Raw genomic sequence first — 23552 nt, forward strand, 5'->3', positions numbered from 1 at the left:
TTTTAAGGGGGAACGCTCATGAAAATAGCCAAACGAGTAGCGCAACTGACCTCAGCCATTTTCAATGAGATGGACAGGCTAAGACTAGAAGTAATTGCTCAGGGTGTTGAGGTGATCAACCTGGGCATCGGTAGTCCGGACCTACCGCCAGCGCCACACATAAAGGAGGCTCTGATTAGGGCGCTTGATGAACCGAATAGTTTTGGCTATCCCTTGTCTGATGGGTTACCGGAATTTCGGCAGGCAGTCGCCACCTGGTACAAGCGACGCTTTGGAGTAGAACTGGATCCGGCAACGGAAGTCCTGTCTTTGATGGGGTCACAGGATGGCCTGGCCCACATATTCCTGGGCTTAGTTGATCCGGGGGAGGTAGCGTTAATTCCCGACCCGGGTTACCCTGTCTATACGGCAGGTTTACTTCTAGCCGAAGGAGTCAAATACCCGCTGCCATTAGTTAAAGAAAAGCGATTTTTGCCCGATCTGAAGCAAGTACCACCGGAGGTAGCCCGACAGGCCAGACTGATGTTTTTAAACTACCCGAATAACCCGGTGGCTGCTACCGCGGATCGAGAGTTCTTCAGCCAGGTGGTGGAATTCGCCAGGGAATATGAAGTGATCGTTTGCCATGACCTGGCTTACTCTGAATTGGCCTTTGACGGGTTTAAACCGATGAGTTTTCTCGAGGTACCAGGGGCAAAAGAAGTGGGGATTGAGTTTCATTCTGTTTCCAAGACCTATAATATGGCAGGTTGTCGGCTTGGCTTTGCTGTCGGTAATCCCGAGGTACTGTCTGTTTTAAGTCGGATTAAGTCTAACATCGACTACGGGGTTTTTAAAGCTGTCCAAATTGCCGGTGTGGCTGCTCTATTAGGGCCGCAAGATGTCGTGCGGCAGACTGCCGCCACCTACCAGCGGCGGCGGGACATCCTGCTTGATGGTTTGACAGAGGTTGGCTGGATGATCGACAAACCTAAAGCATCCATGTTTGTCTGGGCACAATTGCCGGATGGCTTTAAATCATCATACGCTTTCGCGGTCGACCTTCTCCGACGAGTGGGGGTTCTGGTTATTCCGGGAATCGCCTTCGGTGAACAAGGAGAGGGCTATGTTCGCATGGCTCTGGTTGGGAGCGAGACGCAGTTACAGGAAGCGGTCAGGCGGATTGGCTGTTATTTATAAACTACAAAAAGTGATTATTGAGGTCAGGCCATGAATATACTATGCAGCAGAAGGAATTTCCAGGGGGTGGCTTGACCTTGGATGAGCGACGTCGGATCGAAGTCTTACAGAAGCGAATTAAAGAGTTGGAGCACCTGGTGGAGCAATTGCGTGTTAGCCGCCGTGTTTTAATGAATTTGTTGGAAAGAGTAGAGCGCGAGAAGTGCAGTGAGGTCGCCAGGCTCCAAGAAGAAAACCGGAAGTTACAGCGAGCGAACCAGCGGTACGCCAGGACTTTGTGGAAGAGGAACCGTTTGCTTATAGAGTCAAACCAGGTCGAAAAATAACAATCACGAGTACGGAAGATGGATTTATTTATTAACGTGAGGGCAGCGAAATGAAAAAAACTTTCGCCTTAGTTTTGGTTACGGTGATAGTTCTCACCAACTGTAGCGCTATAAATTTTACTGGTTTTCAACTGGCAGGCCAAAATGCGCTTGTGCCCAAGGAAAATAATAATCCTGACTGTGTTGTGGTAGACCACAGCCTGTCCAATGACATCAAGAGCGAACCTACTCGACCAGGGATGGCCAGCAAAGAAAACCCGGTCAGCGTCCTACCGATGCGAATAGTTAGAACAGCTAAGCCTTTACCCAGCCGTGCTGCGAAGGAGACGGCGCAGGGTATTGTTAGTAGTGCTCGGAATTTTTTGGGGACTTCGTATAAATACGGTGGCGAGTCACCAGGCGGTTTTGACTGTTCCGGTTTTACCCGTTATGTGTTTAGTTTGCATGGACTAAATCTTCCGCGGACGGCCGGGGAGCAGGCAAGTGTCGGCAGCCGGATCAGCCGAGAGAGTTTACAGCCGGGTGATTTGGTGTTTTTTACCATTGATGGGAAAAGTCAGATCGGGCATGTGGGTATTTATTTGGGTGAAAATCTTTTTATCCACGCCAGCCGGTACCAGGGTATTACTATCACTTCCATGGATGATAGCTGGTATGTTGATAAATACGTTGGAGCGCGTCGCATTTATTAAGGGGTATAGTAGTCCTGTTCCCAGATCAAACTAGATCAGGACTATCAGTCGTGATTCAGGAGGTGAAAAGTGTGGAACAGCATGAACCATTTATTCCTCAAGGAACTGGCTCCTGGCCGCCCTGGGGACGTGGACCAGGGCTGAAAGAAATGACTCAAGAAGTAGGGATTGATTTCGACCAGTTTATCGAATGTCTGCGGCTAAACCGTACCGATGCGGAAATGGCCGTTGAATTCGATGTTTCGGAAAAAACCATTACCTGTTTGCGGAATCATTTTGAACGCTATGGCCTGGATTCGGTAATGGGTGGGGATTAAAGGGTTGTTCACCGGTGAAACCATATGTAACATCTGAGGAGAAGACCGGCGTGATATAGTATTGAGCTGCTACATTACCCCGGTCTTTTTGTTTGGTGGATTTTTCGGTTTTTTTCATTTTAATCCCTCAAATTTCGGCCAATGTGGTCAATGTTCTTAGCATTAACACAAAACAATATTTTTATGAGGAATTAATGTTGGATTTGGAATTAACTAACTGGTACAAATTTGAGCTGGTGTGATATAATACTGCCAATAACGAAAGGGGTCTCGTTGTGGTGTAATAGATGAATCTTGCAGGAAGGAGAAGGTGTTGTGTGGGATGAAAAATTTGCTAAAGAAGGACTAACTTTTGACGATGTTCTTTTGATTCCCGGTAGTTCTGATGTTTTACCGCGAGATGTGGATGTTTCTACTTATTTGACAGCCAGGATAAAACTCAACATCCCGATCATCAGCGCTGGGATGGATACAGTTACCGATTCCCGTTTGGCCATTGCGATCGCCCGTGAAGGTGGATTAGGTGTGATCCATAAAAACATGACGATCGAGAAACAGGCGCTTGAGGTTGATCGGGTTAAGCGTTCTGAACATGGAGTAATTACGGATCCCATATTTCTTAGTCCCGACCACCGGGTGGCGGATGCCCTGGCCTTGATGGAAACCTACCATATATCGGGTGTTCCCATCACTGTGGAGGGAAAACTGGTAGGAATTTTGACAAATCGCGACCTGCGATTTGAAGTTGACATGAATCAGAAGATTTCCGAAGTAATGACGAAAGATAATTTAATTACTGCACCGGTTGGCACTACTCTGGAACAAGCCAAAGAAATCCTACGCCGTCATCGGGTTGAGAAACTGCCGATTGTTGATGAAAACAACAATTTACGCGGTCTAATCACGATTAAAGATATTGAGAAAGCCAGACAGTATCCTAATTCCGCGAAGGACGCGCGGGGTCGGCTCCGGGTTGGGGCGGCGGTCGGGGTCAGTGCCGATACTCTGGAGCGAGTGCAAGCCCTGGTTAAGGCGGGGGTTGACGTGATTGTGGTTGATACCGCGCATGGACATTCGCGGGGAGTAATCGAGGCTGTACGGTATATTAAGAGTCACTTCCCGGATCAGGACTTGATCGCCGGTAATGTGGCCACAGCGGAGGCTACCGAAGCCTTGATCAAAGCTGGCGCGGACGCAATCAAGGTCGGGATTGGACCAGGATCGATTTGCACCACCCGAGTAGTAGCGGGGATTGGCGTGCCGCAAATTACGGCGGTTTACGACTGTGCTCGGGCAGCGGCCAAATACGGGATTCCGGTTATTGCTGACGGCGGGATCAAATATTCCGGCGACATCACAAAAGCCATCGCTGCTGGGGCAAACGTGGTGATGATCGGTAACCTCTTAGCCGGTACAGAAGAGAGCCCCGGTGACATCGAAATCTACCAGGGACGGAGCTTCAAGGTTTACCGCGGTATGGGCTCAATTGGCGCGATGAGAGATGGCAGTTGTGACCGGTACTTCCAGGAAGACCAACCTAAACTGGTGCCAGAGGGAATTGAGGGACGGGTCCCATATAAAGGACCATTGGCTGATACCATCTTCCAACTGGTTGGCGGGTTACGCGCCGGCATGGGCTACTGTGGGTGCCGAAACATCAAAGAGTTGCAAACGAAAACCCGGTTTATGCGCATCACCAACGCTGGTTTGCGCGAAAGCCACCCACATGATGTGCAAATCACTAAAGAAGCTCCTAACTATAGCCTGTAGTTGGAAACAAGGATTAGAGGACCTGAGCAACATAGAATATAAAAAGGTAAAATGGCTTGTGAAAAGTCTGGTTTGGGCAGTGGTTCCTGCCTGGCCAGATTTTTTCTTTGTGTTTTGGTATATAGACAGGTAATTAGTGGAAAACTAGGCTGGAAGGAGTTGAGATAAAATGAGCTTGATCAATAATTTAATTAAAGAATTATGGCAAAGATGGCACGCCGCCCTGGGCCAACAGGGTAAGCCTGATGTTGGACCTCTACCGGTGGATCAAACAAAACTGGCTCGATTATTAGACTATTATGGAGCTCGGTTTAGTTTTTTTATGCTGACGATTATCATCCTGGGAGAGTTGAATTTCCGTCTTATCCAGGCGATTGTTTTTGCCTTTTTGGGAACATTGGTGTTACATTTTTACCTGAAAAGGTTGCGCCGTTTGCGCTTGACGCGAATGGTCCGAGCCAGGCTGCAACAACTACCGGTCCAAGATCCCTCTAATGCCATCGCTTCGCTAACGATTAGAGAGACACAGCCCAGTCGCAGGGTTGAGGAACTTATCAATCACCTTTTGACGGTCCGGGGGATGCGCGGTTTAATTACCTGTGGAGTATTTTTAATGGGGTTCGGAGTTTTCTTTGACCAGTGGTGGCGAGCGTATTTTGTCGGTTTTGGATTATTGGATGTACTTCTGGCGATTTGGGTGTACTTACGTCTAAGTCAGAGAAGGATTAACCCCCTCGTTGATTGCGCTCCCGGTGAAGCCAGCAGTAAGGAAAATCCTTGCGAAAAAATGGTACCGCCAGTAAAATAGATACAGAGTGACTGCACCAGGGGGGAGGGTAAGCGGTGCATAACGAAAGCATCTTCCGGGTCCGGTATAAAGAAACCGACAAAATGGGAATTGTTCATCACAGCAATTACTTGGTCTGGTTTGAGTACGGGCGGACAGAGTTCCTGCGCGCCATTGGCTTGTCCTATTCCCAGTTTGAGGAGGCGGGAGTGGGTCTCCCGTTAATTGAGGCGCACTGCCGTTACATATCGCCGGCTGTTTTTGACGACGAATTGCGGCTGATAACATCACTCAAGTATCTATCCAGGACGCGGATGAAGTTTGAGTACCGTTTACATCGCATAACGGATGATAGGCTACTGGCAGAAGGGATGACTTTCCATGTGGTCATGAAGCTGGATTCGGGTAAGCCAGTGGACCTGCGAAAGGCTTCACCAGCGCTTTGGCAGAAACTTGTCAGTTATTGGCCAGGCGAAGTGTCATGAACCATTTACTTAATGAGGATATGGTGATACGGCTGTTCCTGGCAGTTTTGGCCGGTACCGTGATGGGATATCCCCACGCTAGATACATCAAATCAGCAACCCGCATCTACGCAATCGTCTGTTTGGGTAGTGCGCTGGTGATGCTGGTTTCTACCTGGGGGTTTGCTGACTTAACACCCTGGATAAACTTTGACCCCGCGCGTTTATCGGCACAAGTCATTGCTGGCATGGGTTTTGTAGGTGCGGGAATTATTATCATTCGACAAGGTCGGGTATACGGATTACCAGCTTCCGCTACCCTGTGGCTGACGGCTTCGATTGGGTTGGTGATAGGGCTGGGATGGTATTTTATGGCCATTCTGGCAGTTTTCGCGAGCTGGGGGACTTTCCTTGTCTATCCATTGATGAAGAAGTTGCTGCGTTTGCGCCGAAGAAAAGCCAGGGAATTACGCGGCGAGTGAATTTTTGTCGTGATAAACATAAAAAAGCCCTGATTGCTCAGGACTTTTTCTTCTCCAACTCATTTAAATCGGCCATCAATTTTTCTATGTTTATGCCATGCATAAGAGCACCCTGCTCTATACTCTCAAAGAGTGCACCGCCTCAACCAACACACCGCAGACCGTGTTTGGCAAAAATCCTGAGTGATTCAGGGTATTTTTCGACCACATCCTTGATGATCATGTTTTTGCTAATCATGGAAATTCACCTCCCTTACTATTACCATTATAACCAGTTAAACGTAAAAATACCAGGGGGGCAAACCCCTGGCCGGTGCGAAATTAAATAGTAGGGGTATTTTGGGAAGTTTGGAGCTCTCTTTCCGCTCTCTCAATGGCCAGTCGCACCAGATTTCCGCAGTTTCGGGATGATACATCGCCAAAACCACGGGTTACGACAGTGTCGTATATTCCCAGTTCCTTGGCCAGTTCAAACTTGAGTGCATCAGACATGACTCCGTTTCTTCTTGCCAATATTTTACCTCCTTTTATTATTTCGCACCACTGATATTTTTTGCAGAGCGAACCGGAATTATGTCTCATTACCAACACAAGATTTAACAATAAATATTTGTTGGATGTATCGAAGAAAAATTTTTGGATTACCACTGATAGACGTGGCCAAATTGATCATTCAGTTGCAAGACGCAGAAAATTATGAGACACTTAAGAGTAGAAAGAATGCTGACTTCCAGGAGGTTGTCAAATGCGCTACGAAGGTATGGTCTATCGACCGCCCAGCGAGGCGTACAGCTTTATATTGCAAGTGACAATTGGCTGTTCCCACAATGGCTGTACTTTTTGCGGGATGTATAAAGATAAAAAGTTTCGCGTACGTTCACTTGAGGAAATCGAAACTGATATTCGGATGGCGAAGCTATACTATGGCGATGTCGAAAAGGTCTTTTTGGCCGACGGCGACGCAATGGCGATGGACACAGAGCAATTGATTAAAGTATTGAACACCTTGTATAAAACTTTTCCCAGTCTTCGTCACGTTGGCCTCTACGCTGGCCCGCGGAGTATCCTGAATAAAGGAGTAGATGAGCTAACCAGATTGAAAGAACACGGAGCGACGATTGCTTATCTGGGGGTTGAAACAGGAGACCCTGAATTACTTAAAGAGATCAACAAGGGAGTAACTTTTGAAGAAATGGCGGCTGCAGGGCAGGCTGTAGTTCAGTCGGGGATTGAACTCTCCGCTACAGTCATCCTGGGCCTGGCCGGACGCGACCGGGAACGGGCTAAACGCCATGCTGAAGGGACAGCCAGACTGATTAATCTCATTAATCCCGATTACTTAGCGCCGCTCACTTTAATGCTGGAGCCAGGGACACCGATGTACCGAAAAATGCAGCAGGGGAAGTTTACTTTGCCAGATGCCTACGAAATCCTGGAAGAGTTGAGGATTATGATTGCCAACTTGACAGTGGAGAACTGTGTCTTTAGAAGCAATCATGCCTCAAATTATTTGGCTTTGAAGGGGACCCTGAGCCGGGATAAAGCAGTTCTCTTACAATTGATTGATTCTGTATTACGAACCAAAGATTCGCGGTATCTGCGGCCTGATTTCATGCGCGGGTTGTAATTACTCCTGCTTTATATCGTATCTGGAGGCAATGGTATGTCGAGAATTAAGATTTATACTGACAGTACAGCTGACCTGCCACCGGCCTTAGCCAAAGAGCTTGATATTACTGTTATCCCAATGACGACAACTTTTGGCTCACAAGTTTTCCGGGACGGGGTTGACTTAACCAATGAAGAGTTTTATCGAAAGCTTGCTGAGAGTGAAACACTGCCGACAACCGCTCAACAAACTCCTCAGGAACTACTGGACCAGTACGAAAAGGGAACAGCAGACGGATCGTCGATTATCGCTATCCATCTGTCCTCCGGTTTGAGCGGGACAGTCCAGAGTGCCCTGATGGCCAGGAGTATGCTGCCGCCTGGTCGAGACGTGACAATTATTGACTCTCTCGGTGCTTCACTGGGTCAGGGGATGTTAGCTATTCGGGCGGCGAAAATGGCTGCGGCGGGCGCAGATAAGGAAGAGATTGTTCAGCAATTAGAAAACTTGAAGAAGCACCTGCACCTGATTTTTACTCTGGACACTCTGAAGTATCTTCTCAAAGGGGGCCGCATTAATCGGGTGCAGGCGGTAATGGGTTCGCTGTTAGATATTAAGCCAATCTTACACATGAACGCAGAAGGGAAAATTGATCAACTGGATAAAGTCAGAAGCCGACGGGCGGCAATTCGACGATTATTGTCCCTGGTGGAGGAAAATGGCCAAAATTTGGACCAACAGGTGGTCGGAATTTCTCACGCGCGATGTCTGGAGGAAGCAGTAAGTCTGGGTGAGCAGATCCGCCAGAAATTTGGGGTGCGAGATGTGATCATTAGTGAAATCGGGGCGGTTATAGGCACTCATGTTGGGGAAGGCTGTTTGGCTGTCTTCTTTGAGGGACGTGAGAAAAACTAAGACAACGACAGAGTGATGCAGTTTGGAAATTATTGGCTTTGAGATCATTGGGCCGGTAATTTTTACATGCTAACCATTCATGTTTAGAAAAGCACACCCAGTAATGAAAATACCTTTGTATTTTCTTGTTAAATCTTTCAATCACTGCTAACTAAGGGGGAAGGGGTATGTGGCCGTTTGGTCAAAAGGATTACCAGTTGTTTAGAATGTTCAGCGAGAGTGCCAGGGTAGTTACTTGCGCTGGAGAAATCGTTCGCGATGTGGTTTATAATTACAAATCTTTGGACGAACGGCTGGCTGAACTCGAAGCCCTTGAGAATGAAGGAGATAAAATTATTGAACAACTAATGCAAAAACTGAATCAGTCATTTGTGCTGCCCTTCGACCGAGAAGATGCATATTCTATGGCCCAAAAACTTGATTCCATTCTGGATTATATAACAGGGATTATTGACCGGATGATCCTGTATAAACCTGGGGTGCCGAACCAGGTAGTCAGAGATCTGGTGGAAACGCTGCTGATGGCGATCAAAGAACAGGAAAAGGCCTTTAAATTACTCGAGAGTTTTGAGTCCAAACGTAATCAGATAATCGAATGCTGTGAAAACATTAAACGGTTGGAAAAGAAAGGAGACATCCTTTACCGTCAGGCGATGGCCGAACTATTTCAGGGTGTGCAAGAAGCAATGCAGATCATCAAATGGAAAGAAATTTATGAGCACATTGAAACAACACTCGATCGGTGCGAAGATGTGAGTACTTTAATCAACGGGATTTGTATTAAATACTCCTAATATAAGATATAAGAACATCGGCAAAAAATTCCCCCCAGGTGGCTAGAACCTGTGGGGAAATCAATGTGAAGGCGACACATTTATAGTATTGCACGTTTTCTCTGATTTCATTCATCACTTAGAATCAACAAAAAGTTCTAAATAGAAAGGGCTACTTAAATTGATTAGAATAGTAACTGATAGTACCTGTGATCTGCCTCAGGAATTGACTGAGCGTTATCAAATCACCGTACTTCCTCTTACCGTGAGCTTTGGCACGGAATCTTTTCGCGACAGAGTTGATCTCAAACCGCCAGATTTCCACGCTCGATTAGCCAACAGTCCGGTCTTCCCGACAACTTCTCAGGTCACGCCGGCGGCTTTTGCTGAAGTGTACGAACATTTTTTAGCTCAGGGAGATAGTGTGGTTGTAATAACCTTATCGGCTGTCCTGAGTGGGACCTACCAATCGGCCGTGATTGCCAGAGCGAAATTTCCCAGAGGGAATATTGAGGTCATTGATTCACGGGGTGCTACGCTTGGGTTAGGCTTAATCGTCATGAACGCGGCACGTCTCGTAGAACAAGGTTATCCACTGGCCGAGGTTGTCCAGCATGTGCAGCAAATGGTTGAAAATTTGCAGTATTTGATTGTTGCAGGCACCTTGGAATATCTTGTCCGGGGTGGGCGTTTATCTGCGGCCGGAGGATGGATAGGGTCTATTCTCAAGATCAAACCAGTCCTGGAGTTTCGGGATGGACGACCAGTGCCGAAACATAAAATCAGAGGTGAAAGGAACGTTATTCCCTGGTTGATGAATTATCTCCACAGCTTGAACCTGGATTGGAGTAAGCGCACTATTGGGTTAAACCACTGCCAGGCTCCAGAATTGGCCAGCGCAGTAAGAGTTCAGCTTAAGCAGCAGTTAAAGCCTGGAGAGATCATTGAGAGTGAGGCCGGTTGTGTGATTGGGGCGCACATTGGTCCTGGAGCGATAGCCATCTATTTTGAAAAATGATTTAGTAACAAGCCTTCTCTAGGGGGTGTCCAAGATTAAAGGGGTTGTTGCCAATATTTTAGAGACGATTGGGGAGACGCCAATTGTTTACTTGAAACGGGTGAATGACGGACCAGCGGTTGTGTTGGCTAAACTGGAGATGCTGAATCCCAGCGGCAGTGTCAAGGCACGGGCTGCCTACGGGATGATCTCGCGGGCCGAACGGGAAGGTTTGATTAAGCCAGGGGATGTGATCATCGAAGCAACCTCCGGGAACCAGGGAATTGGTCTGGCCATGGTCGGGGCAGTGAAGGGCTATCGGGTAATCGTGGTGATGCCGGAAACCATGAGCGTTGAACGAAGAATGTTGGCTAAAGCCTATGGGGCAGAAGTAGTTGTTACACCCGCGGCGGAGGATGTCATGGGAGCGGTAATCAAGGCCAGGGAATTGGCACAGCAAATCCCGAACGCCTGGTTGCCCGATCAGTTTTCTAACCCCGCTAACCCTGACTACCACAGTCAAACAACGGCGGTGGAGATCCTTCAACAGGTAGATGGCCCGATAGATGTGCTGGTGGCGGGAGTTGGCACCGGTGGTACCCTGACTGGGGTGGCCCGGGTATTGAAGAAACATTACCCTCAACTGCGGGTCATTGCTGTGGAGCCTAAAGCATCGGCCGTGCTTTCTGGTGGACAGCCGGGAACTCACCAAATCCAGGGAATCGGTGATGGTTTCATCCCTGATAATCTTGAATGCCAGCTGATCGATGAGATTTACACTGTTACCGACGAAGAATCCATCAACATGACCAGACGGTTGGCGCGTGAAGAAGGTATTTTGGCTGGTATTTCTAGCGGAGCAGCGGTTTGCGCTGCTGTAAAAATAGGCAAAAGGTTAGGGGGTGGGACCGTGCTGACTATATTGCCGGACACGGGCGAAAGATATCTTAGTAATCAGGTGTTTGAATGAACAGGAATGATTTTGCAAAAAATAAATCGAAAAAGAAGGAAACTAACAGGGTTTTGTTGAAAAAGAAGTAATGGTCTCGGCAAATTATATAGGGGGACCGATAAAGGCAAACTACGCCGAAAGGGTAGGACGCAAAGCCACGGGTCTAAGGCGGCGACACGCTATGACAGCCGGGCTACCGAAGTCACAATTCTAAACCTATTTTTAAGTTAAAACTAGTTAAAAATAGGTTTTTGTTTTGCTCTTGAGACCCGCCAGCTTATGTTTAAAGAAAGCGGGTAAAGAATCGTGAAACGCTTAGTTGAAATACTGTTTAGGACTTTGGAAGTCAGATCACCCGGTACAGCCAGTCATTGTCGAAGAGTAGCGGAATTAGCCCTAGAGATTGCTAAAAGGATGGATTTAAGCAGTAAAGAAAGTGATTGCGTTTACCTGGGCGGATTATTACACGATTTGGGGAAACTAGGGGTTAAAGATACTATCTTGGATAAACCAAATAGTCTGACTGAGCAGGAGTTCTCTGAGGTCAAACGGCACCCCGAACTTGGCGCAAAGATCCTCATGGCCATGGAAGAGTTGAGGGTGTTGGTTCCACTGGTGAAACATCACCATGAGGCTTTTGATGGTTCTGGTTATCCTCTAGGTCTAGTTGGCCAGGAAATACCATTGGGCGCGCGGATTATCTGCGTAGCCGATGTGTACGAGGCTATGACATCAGATAGACCGTACCGTCTCGCTCTAAGTGAGGAAACAGCCAGAATTTATCTACTCAGGTATCGAGGTATAAAGTTTGACCCAGATGTTGTGGATGCTTTCTATCGGGTCTTGCGCGGAAAGTAAAATAAAATGTAGTGAGTACTGATTGATTCCCAATGGGCAAAAATGGTAAACTTAAAGCAAGAGGAGTGATTATGGAGGAGTTTCTGAAACAAATCCTGACTCTACCATTCTGATAGTCGGTGACCTGAGCAATGTCGTTGGTAACACGAATAACGCAGTGTAAGGACTGCTAGCAGAAATAGGTGATATCCATATAGACGTCAGAGACATTAAGGAAATTTAAAAGTCGCTTTATGAAATATAGGGGGAACAAAAGCTGAAATCAATACTTTATGCCGTCGACCATTATAGTGAATTCTAAATTCAGTATCCGGCTTAGAGGTACAACCAGCATGTGACCCTGATTTTACACCTATTTCAGGGTGTTATTTTTTTGCTCGCCAGACATGGAATAGGTCTTACCGAAGGGTAGTTATATCTTATCGAATGATAGCAATAAGATTTTTAGTGCTTTTTGTAAACATTTTAACAAGAAAATACAAAGGTATTTTCATTACTGGGTGTGCTTTTCTAAACATGAATGGTTAGTAAATAATAGAAGTACACTATGACTCGCCAAACTTGATTAAAAAGTAGAGAGGAGGTATTCCATGAAATACCTGATTCAGACATTTGGCTGTCAGATGAATGAGCACGATTCAGAAATCATCGCCGGGATGCTGCAAGAAATGGGTTATCAGCCGACTACAGAGATAACGCAGGCGGATCTGGTTTTGCTCAATACCTGTTGTGTGCGCGAAACCGCGGAAAATAAGATTTATGGGAAATTGGGCGAGTTAAAACATCTCAAGCGGCAAAAACCAGATTTGTTGCTGGTGGTGTGCGGCTGCATGACCCAACAGGAGCAGGTAGCCGAAAAGTTGGCCCAACGTGCCCCGCACGTTGATGTGATCATCGGGACCCACAATACGCACCGGCTGCCCGAGTTGCTGGCCCAGGCCCGGGCGACCGGCAAGACTGTGATTGATGTGTGGGAAAAAGAGGGCGAAATCATTGAAGACCTGCCCACTTACCGCCAGGATGGAATCAAAGCCTATGTGACGATTATGTATGGTTGCAACAACTTTTGCTCCTACTGCATCGTGCCGTACGTGCGGGGCCGTGAGCGCAGTCGCCGGCTGGCAGATATTGTGGCGGAAGTTGAACGCCTGGCCCAGGCGGGATATAAAGAAGTCATGCTGCTTGGTCAAAACGTGAATTCCTACGGGAAAGACCTGGCCGAGAAAGTTGACTTTGCCGACTTGCTGGCCAGGCTCGATCGGATCCCTGGGATTAAGCGGATTCGCTACATGACGTCTCATCCCCGGGATTTTTCCGACAAACTTATTGAGATGATCGCGAGTTCCTCCAAGGTTTGTGAACACTTTCATCTTCCGATCCAGGCCGGGAGCAACGCGGTCCTCAAGCGCATGAATCGTGGTTACACGCGGGAGTATTACCAGGAGTTGGTCGCAAAAATTCGCCACCGGATTCCTCACTGCAGTGTGACGACCGATCTGATCGTCGGTTTTCCTGGGGAGAGCGACCAGGATTTTCATGACACTCTGGAACTGGTGCGGAACGTGCGTTTCGATGCGGCCTATACCTTTGTCTACTCCAAGCGTTCAGGGACGCCGGCCGATAAAATGCCGAATCAGGTTCCCCTGTCCGTGAAAAAATCCCGCTTGCAGCAGCTGATGCACCTCCAGAATAAGATCAGTCGTGAAATCAACGAGGCGCTGATCGGTCAGGACCTGGAGGTTCTGGTTGATGGGGAGAGCAAAACCAACCGGACGAAGCTGTCTGGCCGAACGCGCACCAATAAAATAGTGATCTTCAGTGGACCATCTGACTTGATCGGGCAATTGGTGCCGATCAGAATCACCGCCGCGCAAACCTGGAACCTGATCGGCGAGTGGAGAAATGACCAGCGTAGTTGAGATAAGTGTGTTGTGATATAATAATGGCAAACGCTGGCGGGAGGGGACCTGAATGACCGCGACGACGCCGATGATGCAACAGTACCAGCAGATCAAAAAACAGTATCCTGAGGCTATTCTTTTTTTCCGGCTGGGTGACTTTTATGAGATGTTTGGCCCGGATGCTGAACTGGCTTCCCGCGAGCTGGAAATTGTGCTGACTTCCCGCGAAGCGGGAAATAACGTGCGCATTCCCATGTGCGGCGTGCCTTACCACGCTGCGGAAGGTTATATTGCCCGCTTGATCGAGAAGGGTTACCGGGTGGCCATCTGTGAACAGGTGGAGGACCCGCGGACGGCCAAGGGCATTGTCAAACGCGAAGTGATCCGGGTAGTTACTCCAGGAACTGTTTTAAATGAGCAAGTCCTGCCGGAAAAGCAGAACAATTACCTGGTTGCCCTGGTTAAAGACGCCATGAACTGGGGGTTGGCGGTGGCGGATGTTTCCACCGGGGAATTTTTGGTTACTGAGTTTTCCAGTCAGGATGGACGAGAACGCCTGCTGGATGAACTGGCCCGACTTCAACCGGCGGAATTTTTGCTGGCGGCGGAGATTGCCGCGGATGATTGGCTCTTGCCGCAAATTAAGAAATTATTGCACAAGCCGCTGGTTGTGACGTCTTTTAATCAAGAGGAGATTAACCAGACCGTAAGTCTGGAAGTTTTGGGTGAGCAATTTGGACCGGCCGGTGTGGAAAAAGTCCTTAACCACGGCCTGTCCACGGCTCCGCTGGCTGCGGCGGCGCTTCTCCGCTATTTGCGGGAGACCCAGAAAGCAAAACTTACCCATCTCAATCAAATTGAGGTTTATTTTACGGCTAATCACCTTGTTTTGGATGGCGCCACTCTACGGAATTTAGAACTGACTCGCAACTTGCGGGATGGTTCCCGGCGCGGTACCGTTCTGGGGGTGTTGGATCACACCATTACCGCCATGGGTGGGCGCCTCCTCAAACGCTGGCTGGAGCAGCCGCTTCTGCAGGTCAAAGCGATTCAGGAACGGCTTGATGCGGTCGAGGAGTTGGTCAATAATTTCTTCCTGCGGGAAGACTTAAGAGATTTGCTTAAGCCCGTTTATGATCTGGAGCGGTTACTGGGCCGTCTGGCTTATGGAACAGCGAATGCCCGGGATTTAATTGCCCTTAAACAGTCGCTCAGCGTCGTTCCGCGGGTGAAGCAGATTCTGCAGCCGGTCAAAACCACTCGGCTGCAGGAACTCAGAAAACGGTTAGACGCGCTGGAAGATGTCGTGCAGTTGATCGGTGCGGCAATCGTTGATGAACCGCCGGTTTCGGTCCGGGAGGGCGGGATTATCAAGGAGGGTTACCATTCAGAAGTCGATCAACTGCGTCGGGCGTCCCGGGACGGGAAACAGTGGCTGGCTGGTCTGGAGGCCAGAGAAAGGGAAAGAACCGGCATCAAGTCGCTTAAAGTGGGCTTCAATAAGGTCTTTGGTTACTACATTGAGGTGACAAACCCGAACCTGGGCTTAGTCCCCAGTGATTATCAGCGCAAACAGACGCTGGCTAACGCCGAGCGGTTTCTTACCCCAGAGTTGAAGGAATATGAGGCCATGATCCTGGGAGCAGAAGAACGGGTGGTTCAGTTGGAATACGACCTGTTTGTTCAGGTACGGGATCAAGTCGGTGCTCAAACTGAACGGATCCAACAAACCGCTTATTGTCTGGCAGAACTGGATGTCCTGGCTTCTCTGGCAGAAGTGGCCGGCCGAAATCGGTATGTGAAACCCAAGGTTGATACGGGTGACCGACTCCATATTATCCAGGGGCGTCACCCGGTTGTCGAGGAAATGTTGATGGGCGAGCGCTTTGTCCCGAATGATGCCTACCTAGATGGACAGGATAATCGCTTGCTGATTATCACCGGACCCAATATGGGAGGTAAGAGCACGTTTATGCGACAAGTGGCGCTGATCGTTTTGCTCGCCCAGGTTGGTAGTTTTGTTCCAGCCGAGTCGGCCCAGATCGGGATTGTTGACCGGATTTTTACCCGGGTTGGGGCTGCGGATGACTTGGCTACGGGCCAGAGCACCTTTATGGTAGAAATGAGCGAGACCCGGGTGATCACTACCCAGGCTACGCGGCGCAGTCTGGTGATTCTGGATGAATTGGGGCGAGGAACGGCGACGTGGGACGGTATGGCCATTGCCCAGGCCGTGATTGAACACCTGTACCACCGGATTGGCTGTAAGTGTCTGGTCTCAACCCACTACCATGAACTGGCCGATTTGGAGAACCATCTGCCCGGCGTAAAAAACCTGTCGGTGGCAGTCAAGGAGAAGGGGCAGGACATCATTTTCCTCCGCCGCGTGGTGCCAGGACGGGCAGACAAGAGTTACGGGATTTATGTAGCTAAATTGGCCGGCTTGCCCTCAGAAATTGTCCAGCGGGCCGCCCAACTACTGGCCGAACTGGAAAGCAAACGGGAAGTGGCGGCGACGCAAGAGAAACCTGGTCAGCAGTTGTCGCTGGTTGACGTTTTTGCCGAAATGGGAGCGAGACTGTCCCCCGAAGAACATTATGTGTTGGAGAAGCTGCGGAGGATTGACCTGCTGAATACTACTCCCCTACAAGCTTTGAACCTGCTGTTTGAACTGCAGAATACTCTCAAAGACAAAAAATAATAAAAAATTGGATTAAATCAAAAGGACGGTGAGCCAAGGTGTTAATCGGGATCGATGTGGGTGGAACCTTCACTGATGCGGTCTTGATCGATCAGGGTCGGCCAGTACGTAAGGCGAAAATTCCAACTGCACCGGATCTTATACCCTGTCTGTTGGGTGCCCTGGATGAAGTAACCAGAGGAATTGAACCCCATCAGATCGAACGAGTAACTTTAAGTACTACCCTGATCACCAACCTCATTGCCGAGGAAAAAACCGACCCAGTAGTGATCCTCCTGATTCCTGGGCCAGGTGTCAACCCAGCAAGTTACCACCTGCCAGGGAAAGCGTATGTACTCAAGGGAGCGATCGACTACCGGGGACGTGAGACAGCCCCGCTGGATTATGATGAATTAAAGCGGGTGACAGCGGAAATCGCTCAGAGTGGACCGCGTAAGGTTGCCATAGTGGGGAAGTTTTCTCCGCGCAACCATACGCACGAGGACCAAATCGCCGACTATATTAAACAACACTACCCGACGTGGAAAGTAGAACTGGGGTACCGGGCGGCCGGTCAGTTAAATTTCCCGCGGCGCATCGTTAATACGGTATTAACCGTCGCGACCAGGCCAGCCTACCAACGCTTTGCAGAGCAGGTGATGACGGCGCTTAAAGAACGGGGTATCACCGCTCCAGTATACATTCTCAAGGCGGATGGCGGGACCCTGCCCATTGCCCGGGCGGTGGATCAGCCCGTAGAGACTATTTTCTCCGGCCCAGCCGCGAGCACGATGGGCGTCCTGGCACTTACCTCGCCTAAACAGACCTCGGTGGTGGTGGACATCGGGGGAACCACGACTGATCTAGCCTTAATTCTTGCCGGGGAGCCTCTCCTGTCTTCGAAGGGAGCCCGGGTCAAGAACTGGCTAACCCAGGTGCGCGCGTTTGCGGTTAAATCGGTCCCCCTGGGCGGTGACAGTCTGGTGCAGTACCGGGATCATCAACTTCTGGTTGGTCCGCACCGAGTTGGCGTGGCTAGTTGTCTGGGCGGACCAGCCCCAACGCCGACGGATGCGCTGCGGGTGTTGGGGTTAACCGACATTGGCAATCTTGAGGCGGCCAGATTAAGCCTGGAAAGAATTGCTAGGCAATTGGGTTTGTCTGTTGAAGCCACCGCTCAGGAGATCGTCCAGCGGGTGACTAAGCAGTTGGTTGAAGAGATCAATCAGATGTTTCTTGCCTGGGAACAAGAACCGGCCTACCGGGTCTGGGAACTGATGCAAAAGGAAAAGGTCAGACCAGAAAACGTGGTTGGGGTTGGCGGGTCATCTCCCAGTCTGATCCCCTTGGTGGCTGAACAGCTAAACTGTCGAGGAATTATTCCCCCGCATGCTGAGGTCGCCAACGCGATCGGGGCAGCAGTGGCCCGGCCAACCCTCTCGATCAGTCTGCGGGTAGACACCGAAAGAGAGCGTTACAGTGTGGCCGAAACGGGACAGGAAGAGAAATTGCCCAACGCCAAACGGTTCTTTATCGAAGAGGCCAATGAATTGGGCAGGCAGCTATTGAGAGAACGTGCCGCAGCGCTGGGGATTACGGAATATGCTGACGAGATGGAGATTATCCATAGTGAAGTCTTTAATATGGTCAGGGGCTGGCACACCGTGGGGCGCTTATTTGACGTCACCGTGCAAATCGCTCCTGGCTTAATCGCGAACTGGCAGGCAGGGGGTGTTGAGGGTGTCTAAACGCAAAATGGGACTGGTCTTTTTCCCAGCCTTCGACTGGGCGATTTCTCCGACCCATCCGGAACGGGAAGAGCGGTTGCTATACACTAAAGACCAGATCTTTGAGGAAGGGCTGCTGGACCTACCCGAGATTGTCGAGTACAAGGCAGGTGTGGCTACCCTCAAGGATATTGCCCGGGTGCACTTCTGTGTCCCGGACGTGAAGTCCCAGATTACGGATGCTCACCTGATTGCGGTGGGGGGGTGCCTAGTCCTGGCGGATGCTTTGCTGAAGGGAGAGATTACCAAAGCCTTTGCCTTAGTGCGGCCACCGGGACATCACGCCATGCGGGTGGTGCACGGGAACCGAGGCTTTTGCAATATCAACAACGAAGCGATCATGATTGAGTATTTGCGCAAAAAGTATGGTCTGCGCAAGATTGCCGTGGTTGATACCGATGTCCACCACGGTGATGGAACACAGGAGATCTTCTACCATGACCCGGATGTCCTATTCATTTCTTTCCACCAGGACGGGCGCACTTTATATCCCGGCTCAGGCTTCACTCATGAACTGGGGGGACCGGGAGCATTTGCCAGAACCCTTAATGTACCGCTGTTGCCGGGGACAACTGATGAAGGGATTCATTACGTTCTGGACAATTTGATCCTGCCGATTTTAAAGGAATGGCAACCGGAACTGGTGATCAATTCGGCCGGTCAGGACAACCATTACACCGACCCTCTGGCCAATATGCGTTTTTCGGCGCAGGGCTATGCCCGACTGAATGAGAAAATATCGCCAGATATCGCGGTCCTCGAAGGCGGGTATGCGATCGAGACGGCCCTGCCCTACGTCAATGTGGGGATTATTCTGGCCATGGCGGGGCTGGATTACTCCCACGTAAAAGAGCCTGACTATTACCCGGGTAAATTCAAGGAATCAGCGGAGTGCGTCCAGTATACCCGCAATCTGGTCCGACAACTCCGGGAGGTCTGGGAACGCCAGGAAGAACTGGCGGCCAAGCATAGAGCCGAGGAGGGCAAATTCCGCCTGCGGGGTGAACCTGGTAATGTGTACCAGAAATACAAGCATATCTATTATGATACCGACCAGATCGAAGAAGAGCAACACGAAACCGTACACCTGTGCCCGGTCTGCCCGGGATATTTGACTATTTCCTCGACCGCCAACCGCGGTTGGAGCGGACGGGCCAGCGCGTTTGCGGTTTCTATTCCTCTTTATGCCTGTCCCAAATGTCAGGAAGAAGGCCGGCGGGCTTACGCCAAGGCTCTGGACAGCAAGCGCAACCATGATTTCATTTACCTGCAAGATAAGCCCCTTGATGAGTACCGGCGTTTCGACTGTGCACGTAAGCAAGAGAGTAGTTTATAAATAACAGAAGGTGACACCGTGGGCAATCGCGTCGTAATCCTGGATGAAATGACCGTAAACCAGATCGCTGCTGGAGAAGTTGTCGAAAGACCAGCGTCGGTAGTCAAGGAACTGGTCGAGAACTCAATAGACGCAGGCAGTACCGTGATCCAAATCGAATTAGAAGAAGCTGGCCTGAAGCAGATTCGGGTAACCGATAATGGAAGTGGAATGTCTGCTGAGGACGCGCAACTAGCCCTGGCCCGCCATGCTACCAGCAAAATTCGCGCCGCCGCCGATCTGCTCCAGGTGGGGACCCTGGGGTTTCGCGGTGAAGCGCTGCCGAGCATTGCCGCTGTTTCCCGGCTGGAGTTAACCACGCGGACGCCAGAGATGGCAACCGCCGTGCGCCTTATTGTAGAAGGCGGGACCATTTGTCGGATTGATGAGGAGGGGAGTGCAGTCGGGACCCAGGTGGTTGTCTCCGACCTGTTTTACAACACCCCAGCCAGGCGGAAATTCCTTAAGAGTGCCTCCACAGAACTGGGGTATATCATTGACCTGGTCGAACGCTTAATGCTGGGACACCCGGCAATCGCTTTCCAAATTAAACACCAGGGACGTGTAATCTTGCAGTCCAGAGGAAATAATAATCTATTAGAGGTAATTAGTGGTATCTACGGTCGGGAGACGGCCCGTGCCATGATGCCAGTGCAGTTGCGCCAAGAAAATCTGACCATCGAAGGATTTGTTTCCCAGCCCAGTCTGACCAGAAGCTCCAGACGCTGGCAGACGATCTTTGTTAACGGCCGGTGCATCAACAGCCGATTGATTAGCGAAGCGATTAGTGAGGCCTATCAGACCAGATTGCCGGTCGGCCGGTATCCACTGGTGGTCCTCAGGCTTAATATTCCACCTAACCAGGTAGACGTTAATGTGCATCCGACGAAAATGGAAGTCAGATTCCAGCATGAGAGCCAAATTCAGCAGTTGGTGGTGGAAGGGGTGAGCCAGGCCCTGCAAGCTCACCAATCGGCGGCCGATTTTTGGGCGAACTATTCTACGGAGACGCATTTACCAACCGAGGAAGCAAAACAAACAAGTTTAAACACTAAAAATAGGGATGTTAGAACGGCGCCGGTCGTAGAATTATTTAGCCATGCTCGACAACAATTAATAACCGACGAAATTATTCCCGCTCGAGAAGACGGACAAATAACCGGGATAACTTCTGCTTTTCGTATTAAGGATTCCAGTCCCTGGCAGGTAGCTGAACCGACTGTGACCAGCATCAACGTGCCAGAAGCCGATGCGCGGGAGCCTAAACCTGATGCACCAACCCGATTCTGTGAACTTATTCCATTGGGCCAGCTTAAAGCAACCTATATCATTGCTATCGACTCAACGGGACTGTACATTATCGACCAACATGCCGCTCATGAGCGAGTGCGCTACGAGCAACTGCAAACTGTAGCCCAAGGAGCGCCGAGCTCTTCCCAAGGCTTACTGTTTCCGGTTACCCTGGAACTGGCTGGCGAAGACCGGGAGGTGCTCTTGAGACATATCATACGCTTACGGGACCTGGGGTTTATCGTGGAACATTTTGGGGGAAACACCTTTCTTTTGCGGGAGGTTCCAATGTTTCTGGAGGGAGATGCCAGAAGCTACTTTCTGGACCTGCTTGAACTTTTACGGGAAGCACAGTGGAAGGTTGAGAGACAGCGGTTATGGGATGAAGCCTTGAAGCTGGCCGCGTGTAAGAGCGCGATTAAAGCAGGGGACTTAATGACGCGGCCGGAAATGGAACGCCTGCTCGAGGAACTTGACCGGGTGAACCAGCCTTATACCTGTCCCCATGGTCGGCCGACGGTGTTTCGGCTCTCACTGGGAGAATTGGAAAAAAGATTTCTACGGGCGTGAGGGATTAGTCAATGACCTTTGGAGTTGAAGCGTCCCGGCTGATCGTCACAACAACCCAACCCCGTGAAGAGCAGATCAAACTTGCCCAAGAACTGGCTGCCCGGGTGGGAGGACAATATGTGTCCCGGGGAAATCGATCTGTTAAACAATTAAAAGCACAAGGATATAGCATCGTTGTCGTTGAAGCAAGCCAAATCACCTGGTATCCACCTGGCGAAGGACGAGTCTTTTTTCATCCGAGTATGGCTAAACTGAGGATCAAAGAGTGCCGAACCAAAGGACGGGATCAAATGGTCGAAGCGCTGGGGTTAAGACCAGGCGCCGAAGTGCTTGACTGTACGCTTGGTCTGGGGGCGGACGCGATTGTGGCCAGTTTTGTGGTCGGCCATACGGGCCGGGTGGTGGGAATAGAAGCGAGCCCGGTCCTGGCCGAACTGGTCAGATGGGGATTATCATGTTATGTCGAGCCCAACCCGGAACTGACCGCGGCCATGCGCCGAATAGAAGTGGTTACTGCCGACCATCTGGACTACTTACGGAGTTTGCCCGATCAGAGCTTTGATGTCGTTTATTTCGACCCCATGTTTCGGCGGCCGATCCTGGCTTCCTCCGCTCTTAAACCAGTGCGGAGGTGGGTAAACAGTGACCCTCTGAGGCTGGAAGCGGTGCAGGAGGCGCAGCGAGTGTCTAGAGCACGGGTGGTAATGAAAGAACACCGCGGCAGTTCAGAGTTTACCCGGTTGGGATTTACTGAGGTCCGTGGCGGTAAGTACAGCCGAGTAGCGTATGGAATCTGGGAAAAGACTTAAGAAGGGGCCGAAAGAAACGAGATGAAACAGGAAGCGCTGGCGGTCATCGTGGGACCAACCGCCGTAGGTAAAAGTGCGGTCGCGGTGGAAGTGGCCGAGCGAGTTAATGGTGAAATTATCTCCAGCGACTCCATGCAGGTATACCGGGGAATGGATATTGGGACGGCTAAGATTAAGCCGGTTGAGATGCGGGGAATCCCCCACCACCTGCTGGATATCCGTGATCCCGACGAAGAGTTCAGTGTCGCCGATTTTCAAACTCTTGTTCGACGTCTGATTTCGGAAATCAATGCTCGCGGACGATTGCCAATCTTGGTTGGCGGTACGGGGTTGTATGTCCGTTCGGTTATTGACCAGTATGAGTTTGGTCCATCTACTCCCGAACCAGCAATACGCCAACGCCTGCGTGCCCTGGCGGAAAAGGAGGGTCCGTTGACACTGCACCGTCAGCTGGCCAAAGTTGATCCGCTGGCGGCGCAGAAAATCCATCCGCACGACTTGCGGCGAACGATCCGGGCCCTGGAAGTATTTGAGCTAACGGGTCAATCGATATCGGCTACCCAGTATGCGGCTGGCCGCTGGGAATCACTGTATGAGCTGGCTATGGTCGGTCTAATTATGGACCGAACCAAACTATACCAGCGCATTAATGAGCGCGTTGAGACGATGCTGGCTGAGGGACTGGTTGATGAGGTCCGTCGCCTATTAGATCAAGGGTACACGGCTGAACATAAAGCCCTGCAGGGGCTGGGGTATAAAGAGATTATTGGTTATCTAAATGGTAACTACGACCTCGTTACCGCGGTAGAATTGATTAAACGCAACACGCGACGTTTTGCTAAACGTCAATTGACCTGGTTTCGGCGCGACCCACGAATTGTCTGGTTTGATGTTGAAAGTTTTGCTTCTTTGCAAGATCTGGCTGATGAAATTACGGCGATGATTTGCAGGACTATTAGAATATCTGTAGAATAGGATTATAATTGGTATTGAGGGAATAAGAAATATAATGAAACATT

Annotated in this window: 23 protein-coding genes and 1 riboswitch; of the genes, 21 read left to right on the plus strand and 2 right to left on the minus strand. The window is 50.0% G+C overall.

From position 1 onward, the window contains the following. The first annotated feature begins 18 nt into the window (after positions 1–18). From HPY81_00885 to HPY81_00920, 8 genes are all read left to right on the plus strand, one after another. Positions 19–1179: an LL-diaminopimelate aminotransferase gene (locus HPY81_00885; GenBank protein ID NPV26015.1), complete on the plus strand. Its 1161-nt coding sequence runs from the start codon at positions 19–21 to the stop codon at positions 1177–1179. A 41-nt stretch (positions 1180–1220) separates the two neighbouring features. After that, entirely contained in the window at positions 1221–1505 is a 285-nt protein-coding gene (locus HPY81_00890; protein NPV26016.1) for a translation initiation factor 2, read from the plus strand. A 50-nt stretch (positions 1506–1555) separates the two neighbouring features. After that, on the plus strand, positions 1556–2197 hold the full coding sequence (locus HPY81_00895) for a C40 family peptidase (GenBank protein ID NPV26017.1): 642 nt from the start codon (positions 1556–1558) through the stop codon (positions 2195–2197). A gap of 149 nt (positions 2198–2346) precedes the next feature. Next, positions 2347–2514: a helix-turn-helix domain-containing protein gene (locus HPY81_00900; protein NPV26018.1), complete on the plus strand. Its 168-nt coding sequence runs from the start codon at positions 2347–2349 to the stop codon at positions 2512–2514. 315 nt (positions 2515–2829) lie between these two features. Continuing rightward, positions 2830–4284 carry an IMP dehydrogenase gene (guaB, locus tag HPY81_00905; GenBank protein NPV26019.1) on the plus strand — a complete coding sequence of 485 codons (1455 nt, stop codon included), beginning with the start codon at positions 2830–2832 and terminating at the stop codon, positions 4282–4284. A gap of 169 nt (positions 4285–4453) precedes the next feature. Then, positions 4454–5092 carry a hypothetical protein gene (locus HPY81_00910; GenBank protein NPV26020.1) on the plus strand — a complete coding sequence of 213 codons (639 nt, stop codon included), beginning with the start codon at positions 4454–4456 and terminating at the stop codon, positions 5090–5092. A gap of 83 nt (positions 5093–5175) precedes the next feature. Next, on the plus strand, positions 5176–5556 hold the full coding sequence (locus tag HPY81_00915; protein NPV26021.1) for an acyl-CoA thioesterase: 381 nt from the start codon (positions 5176–5178) through the stop codon (positions 5554–5556). Further along, positions 5553–6017, plus strand: coding sequence for an MgtC/SapB family protein (locus HPY81_00920; protein NPV26022.1), 465 nt, complete (start codon positions 5553–5555; stop codon positions 6015–6017). The genes HPY81_00915 and HPY81_00920 overlap by 4 nt, the downstream gene beginning before the upstream one ends. A gap of 37 nt (positions 6018–6054) precedes the next feature. Here HPY81_00920 and HPY81_00925 read toward each other — a convergent pair whose 3' ends face one another. Then, positions 6055–6255: a DUF1858 domain-containing protein gene (locus HPY81_00925; GenBank protein ID NPV26023.1), complete on the minus strand. Its 201-nt coding sequence runs from the start codon at positions 6253–6255 to the stop codon at positions 6055–6057. An 83-nt stretch (positions 6256–6338) separates the two neighbouring features. Beyond that, entirely contained in the window at positions 6339–6530 is a 192-nt protein-coding gene (locus tag HPY81_00930) for a small, acid-soluble spore protein, alpha/beta type (protein NPV26024.1), read from the minus strand. A gap of 232 nt (positions 6531–6762) precedes the next feature. On the opposite strand from HPY81_00930, the gene HPY81_00935 reads away from it, so the two are divergent. The 13 genes from HPY81_00935 (at position 6763) to miaA (ending at position 23508) form a co-directional block, all read left to right on the plus strand. Then, complete coding sequence (locus HPY81_00935) at positions 6763–7644, plus strand: radical SAM protein (GenBank protein NPV26025.1); 882 nt, start codon at positions 6763–6765, stop codon at positions 7642–7644. Positions 7645–7680: 36 nt separating this feature from the next. Beyond that, complete coding sequence (locus HPY81_00940; GenBank protein NPV26026.1) at positions 7681–8541, plus strand: DegV family protein; 861 nt, start codon at positions 7681–7683, stop codon at positions 8539–8541. Between the two features lie 167 nt (positions 8542–8708). After that, positions 8709–9335: a DUF47 domain-containing protein gene (locus HPY81_00945; GenBank protein NPV26027.1), complete on the plus strand. Its 627-nt coding sequence runs from the start codon at positions 8709–8711 to the stop codon at positions 9333–9335. Between the two features lie 160 nt (positions 9336–9495). Further along, on the plus strand, positions 9496–10332 hold the full coding sequence (locus HPY81_00950) for a DegV family protein (protein NPV26028.1): 837 nt from the start codon (positions 9496–9498) through the stop codon (positions 10330–10332). A 34-nt stretch (positions 10333–10366) separates the two neighbouring features. Then, the gene (gene cysK / locus HPY81_00955) at positions 10367–11281 is read left to right on the plus strand and encodes a cysteine synthase A (protein ID NPV26029.1); all 915 of its coding nucleotides are present in this window, start codon (positions 10367–10369) and stop codon (positions 11279–11281) included. A gap of 95 nt (positions 11282–11376) precedes the next feature. Further along, positions 11377–11464: riboswitch (cyclic di-GMP riboswitch) on the plus strand. Positions 11465–11569: 105 nt separating this feature from the next. Further along, entirely contained in the window at positions 11570–12121 is a 552-nt protein-coding gene (locus HPY81_00960; protein NPV26030.1) for an HD-GYP domain-containing protein, read from the plus strand. A 590-nt stretch (positions 12122–12711) separates the two neighbouring features. Further along, positions 12712–14040 (plus strand): tRNA (N6-isopentenyl adenosine(37)-C2)-methylthiotransferase MiaB, encoded by a 1329-nt coding sequence (gene miaB / locus HPY81_00965; protein ID NPV26031.1) that lies wholly within the window; start codon positions 12712–12714, stop codon positions 14038–14040. Between the two features lie 52 nt (positions 14041–14092). Continuing rightward, positions 14093–16723 (plus strand): DNA mismatch repair protein MutS, encoded by a 2631-nt coding sequence (gene mutS, locus HPY81_00970; protein NPV26032.1) that lies wholly within the window; start codon positions 14093–14095, stop codon positions 16721–16723. Between the two features lie 38 nt (positions 16724–16761). Then, positions 16762–18450 (plus strand): hydantoinase/oxoprolinase family protein, encoded by a 1689-nt coding sequence (locus HPY81_00975; protein NPV26033.1) that lies wholly within the window; start codon positions 16762–16764, stop codon positions 18448–18450. A gap of 7 nt (positions 18451–18457) precedes the next feature. Further along, the gene (locus HPY81_00980; GenBank protein NPV26034.1) at positions 18458–19825 is read left to right on the plus strand and encodes a histone deacetylase; all 1368 of its coding nucleotides are present in this window, start codon (positions 18458–18460) and stop codon (positions 19823–19825) included. An 18-nt stretch (positions 19826–19843) separates the two neighbouring features. Further along, positions 19844–21724: a DNA mismatch repair endonuclease MutL gene (gene mutL / locus HPY81_00985; GenBank protein NPV26035.1), complete on the plus strand. Its 1881-nt coding sequence runs from the start codon at positions 19844–19846 to the stop codon at positions 21722–21724. An 11-nt stretch (positions 21725–21735) separates the two neighbouring features. After that, positions 21736–22533 carry a class I SAM-dependent methyltransferase gene (locus HPY81_00990; GenBank protein ID NPV26036.1) on the plus strand — a complete coding sequence of 266 codons (798 nt, stop codon included), beginning with the start codon at positions 21736–21738 and terminating at the stop codon, positions 22531–22533. A gap of 21 nt (positions 22534–22554) precedes the next feature. Next, positions 22555–23508, plus strand: a complete 954-nt coding sequence (gene miaA / locus HPY81_00995; protein NPV26037.1) for a tRNA (adenosine(37)-N6)-dimethylallyltransferase MiaA — start codon at positions 22555–22557, stop codon at positions 23506–23508. Positions 23509–23552: the final 44 nt, after the last annotated feature.

Source organism: Bacillota bacterium (assembly GCA_013178045.1).
Taxonomy (GTDB): domain Bacteria; phylum Bacillota; class Ch66; order Ch66; family Ch66; genus Ch66.

Excerpts from the sequence above, each read along its gene's own strand:
- HPY81_00890 (NPV26016.1), top strand. The coding sequence starts at position 1,221 with ATGCAGCAGAAGGAATTTCCAGGGGGTGGCTTGACCTTGGATGAGCGA.
- HPY81_00980 (NPV26034.1), top strand. The coding sequence starts at position 18,458 with ATGGGACTGGTCTTTTTCCCAGCCTTCGACTGGGCGATTTCTCCGACC.
- HPY81_00935 (NPV26025.1), top strand. The coding sequence starts at position 6,763 with ATGCGCTACGAAGGTATGGTCTATCGACCGCCCAGCGAGGCGTACAGC.
- HPY81_00940 (NPV26026.1), top strand. The coding sequence starts at position 7,681 with ATGTCGAGAATTAAGATTTATACTGACAGTACAGCTGACCTGCCACCG.
- HPY81_00910 (NPV26020.1), top strand. The coding sequence starts at position 4,454 with ATGAGCTTGATCAATAATTTAATTAAAGAATTATGGCAAAGATGGCAC.
- miaB (NPV26031.1), top strand. The coding sequence starts at position 12,712 with ATGAAATACCTGATTCAGACATTTGGCTGTCAGATGAATGAGCACGAT.
- HPY81_00945 (NPV26027.1), top strand. The coding sequence starts at position 8,709 with ATGTGGCCGTTTGGTCAAAAGGATTACCAGTTGTTTAGAATGTTCAGC.
- HPY81_00915 (NPV26021.1), top strand. The coding sequence starts at position 5,176 with ATGGGAATTGTTCATCACAGCAATTACTTGGTCTGGTTTGAGTACGGG.
- miaA (NPV26037.1), top strand. The coding sequence starts at position 22,555 with ATGAAACAGGAAGCGCTGGCGGTCATCGTGGGACCAACCGCCGTAGGT.
- HPY81_00885 (NPV26015.1), top strand. The coding sequence starts at position 19 with ATGAAAATAGCCAAACGAGTAGCGCAACTGACCTCAGCCATTTTCAAT.
- HPY81_00900 (NPV26018.1), top strand. The coding sequence starts at position 2,347 with ATGACTCAAGAAGTAGGGATTGATTTCGACCAGTTTATCGAATGTCTG.
- mutS (NPV26032.1), top strand. The coding sequence starts at position 14,093 with ATGACCGCGACGACGCCGATGATGCAACAGTACCAGCAGATCAAAAAA.
- HPY81_00895 (NPV26017.1), top strand. The coding sequence starts at position 1,556 with ATGAAAAAAACTTTCGCCTTAGTTTTGGTTACGGTGATAGTTCTCACC.
- HPY81_00990 (NPV26036.1), top strand. The coding sequence starts at position 21,736 with ATGACCTTTGGAGTTGAAGCGTCCCGGCTGATCGTCACAACAACCCAA.
- HPY81_00920 (NPV26022.1), top strand. The coding sequence starts at position 5,553 with ATGAACCATTTACTTAATGAGGATATGGTGATACGGCTGTTCCTGGCA.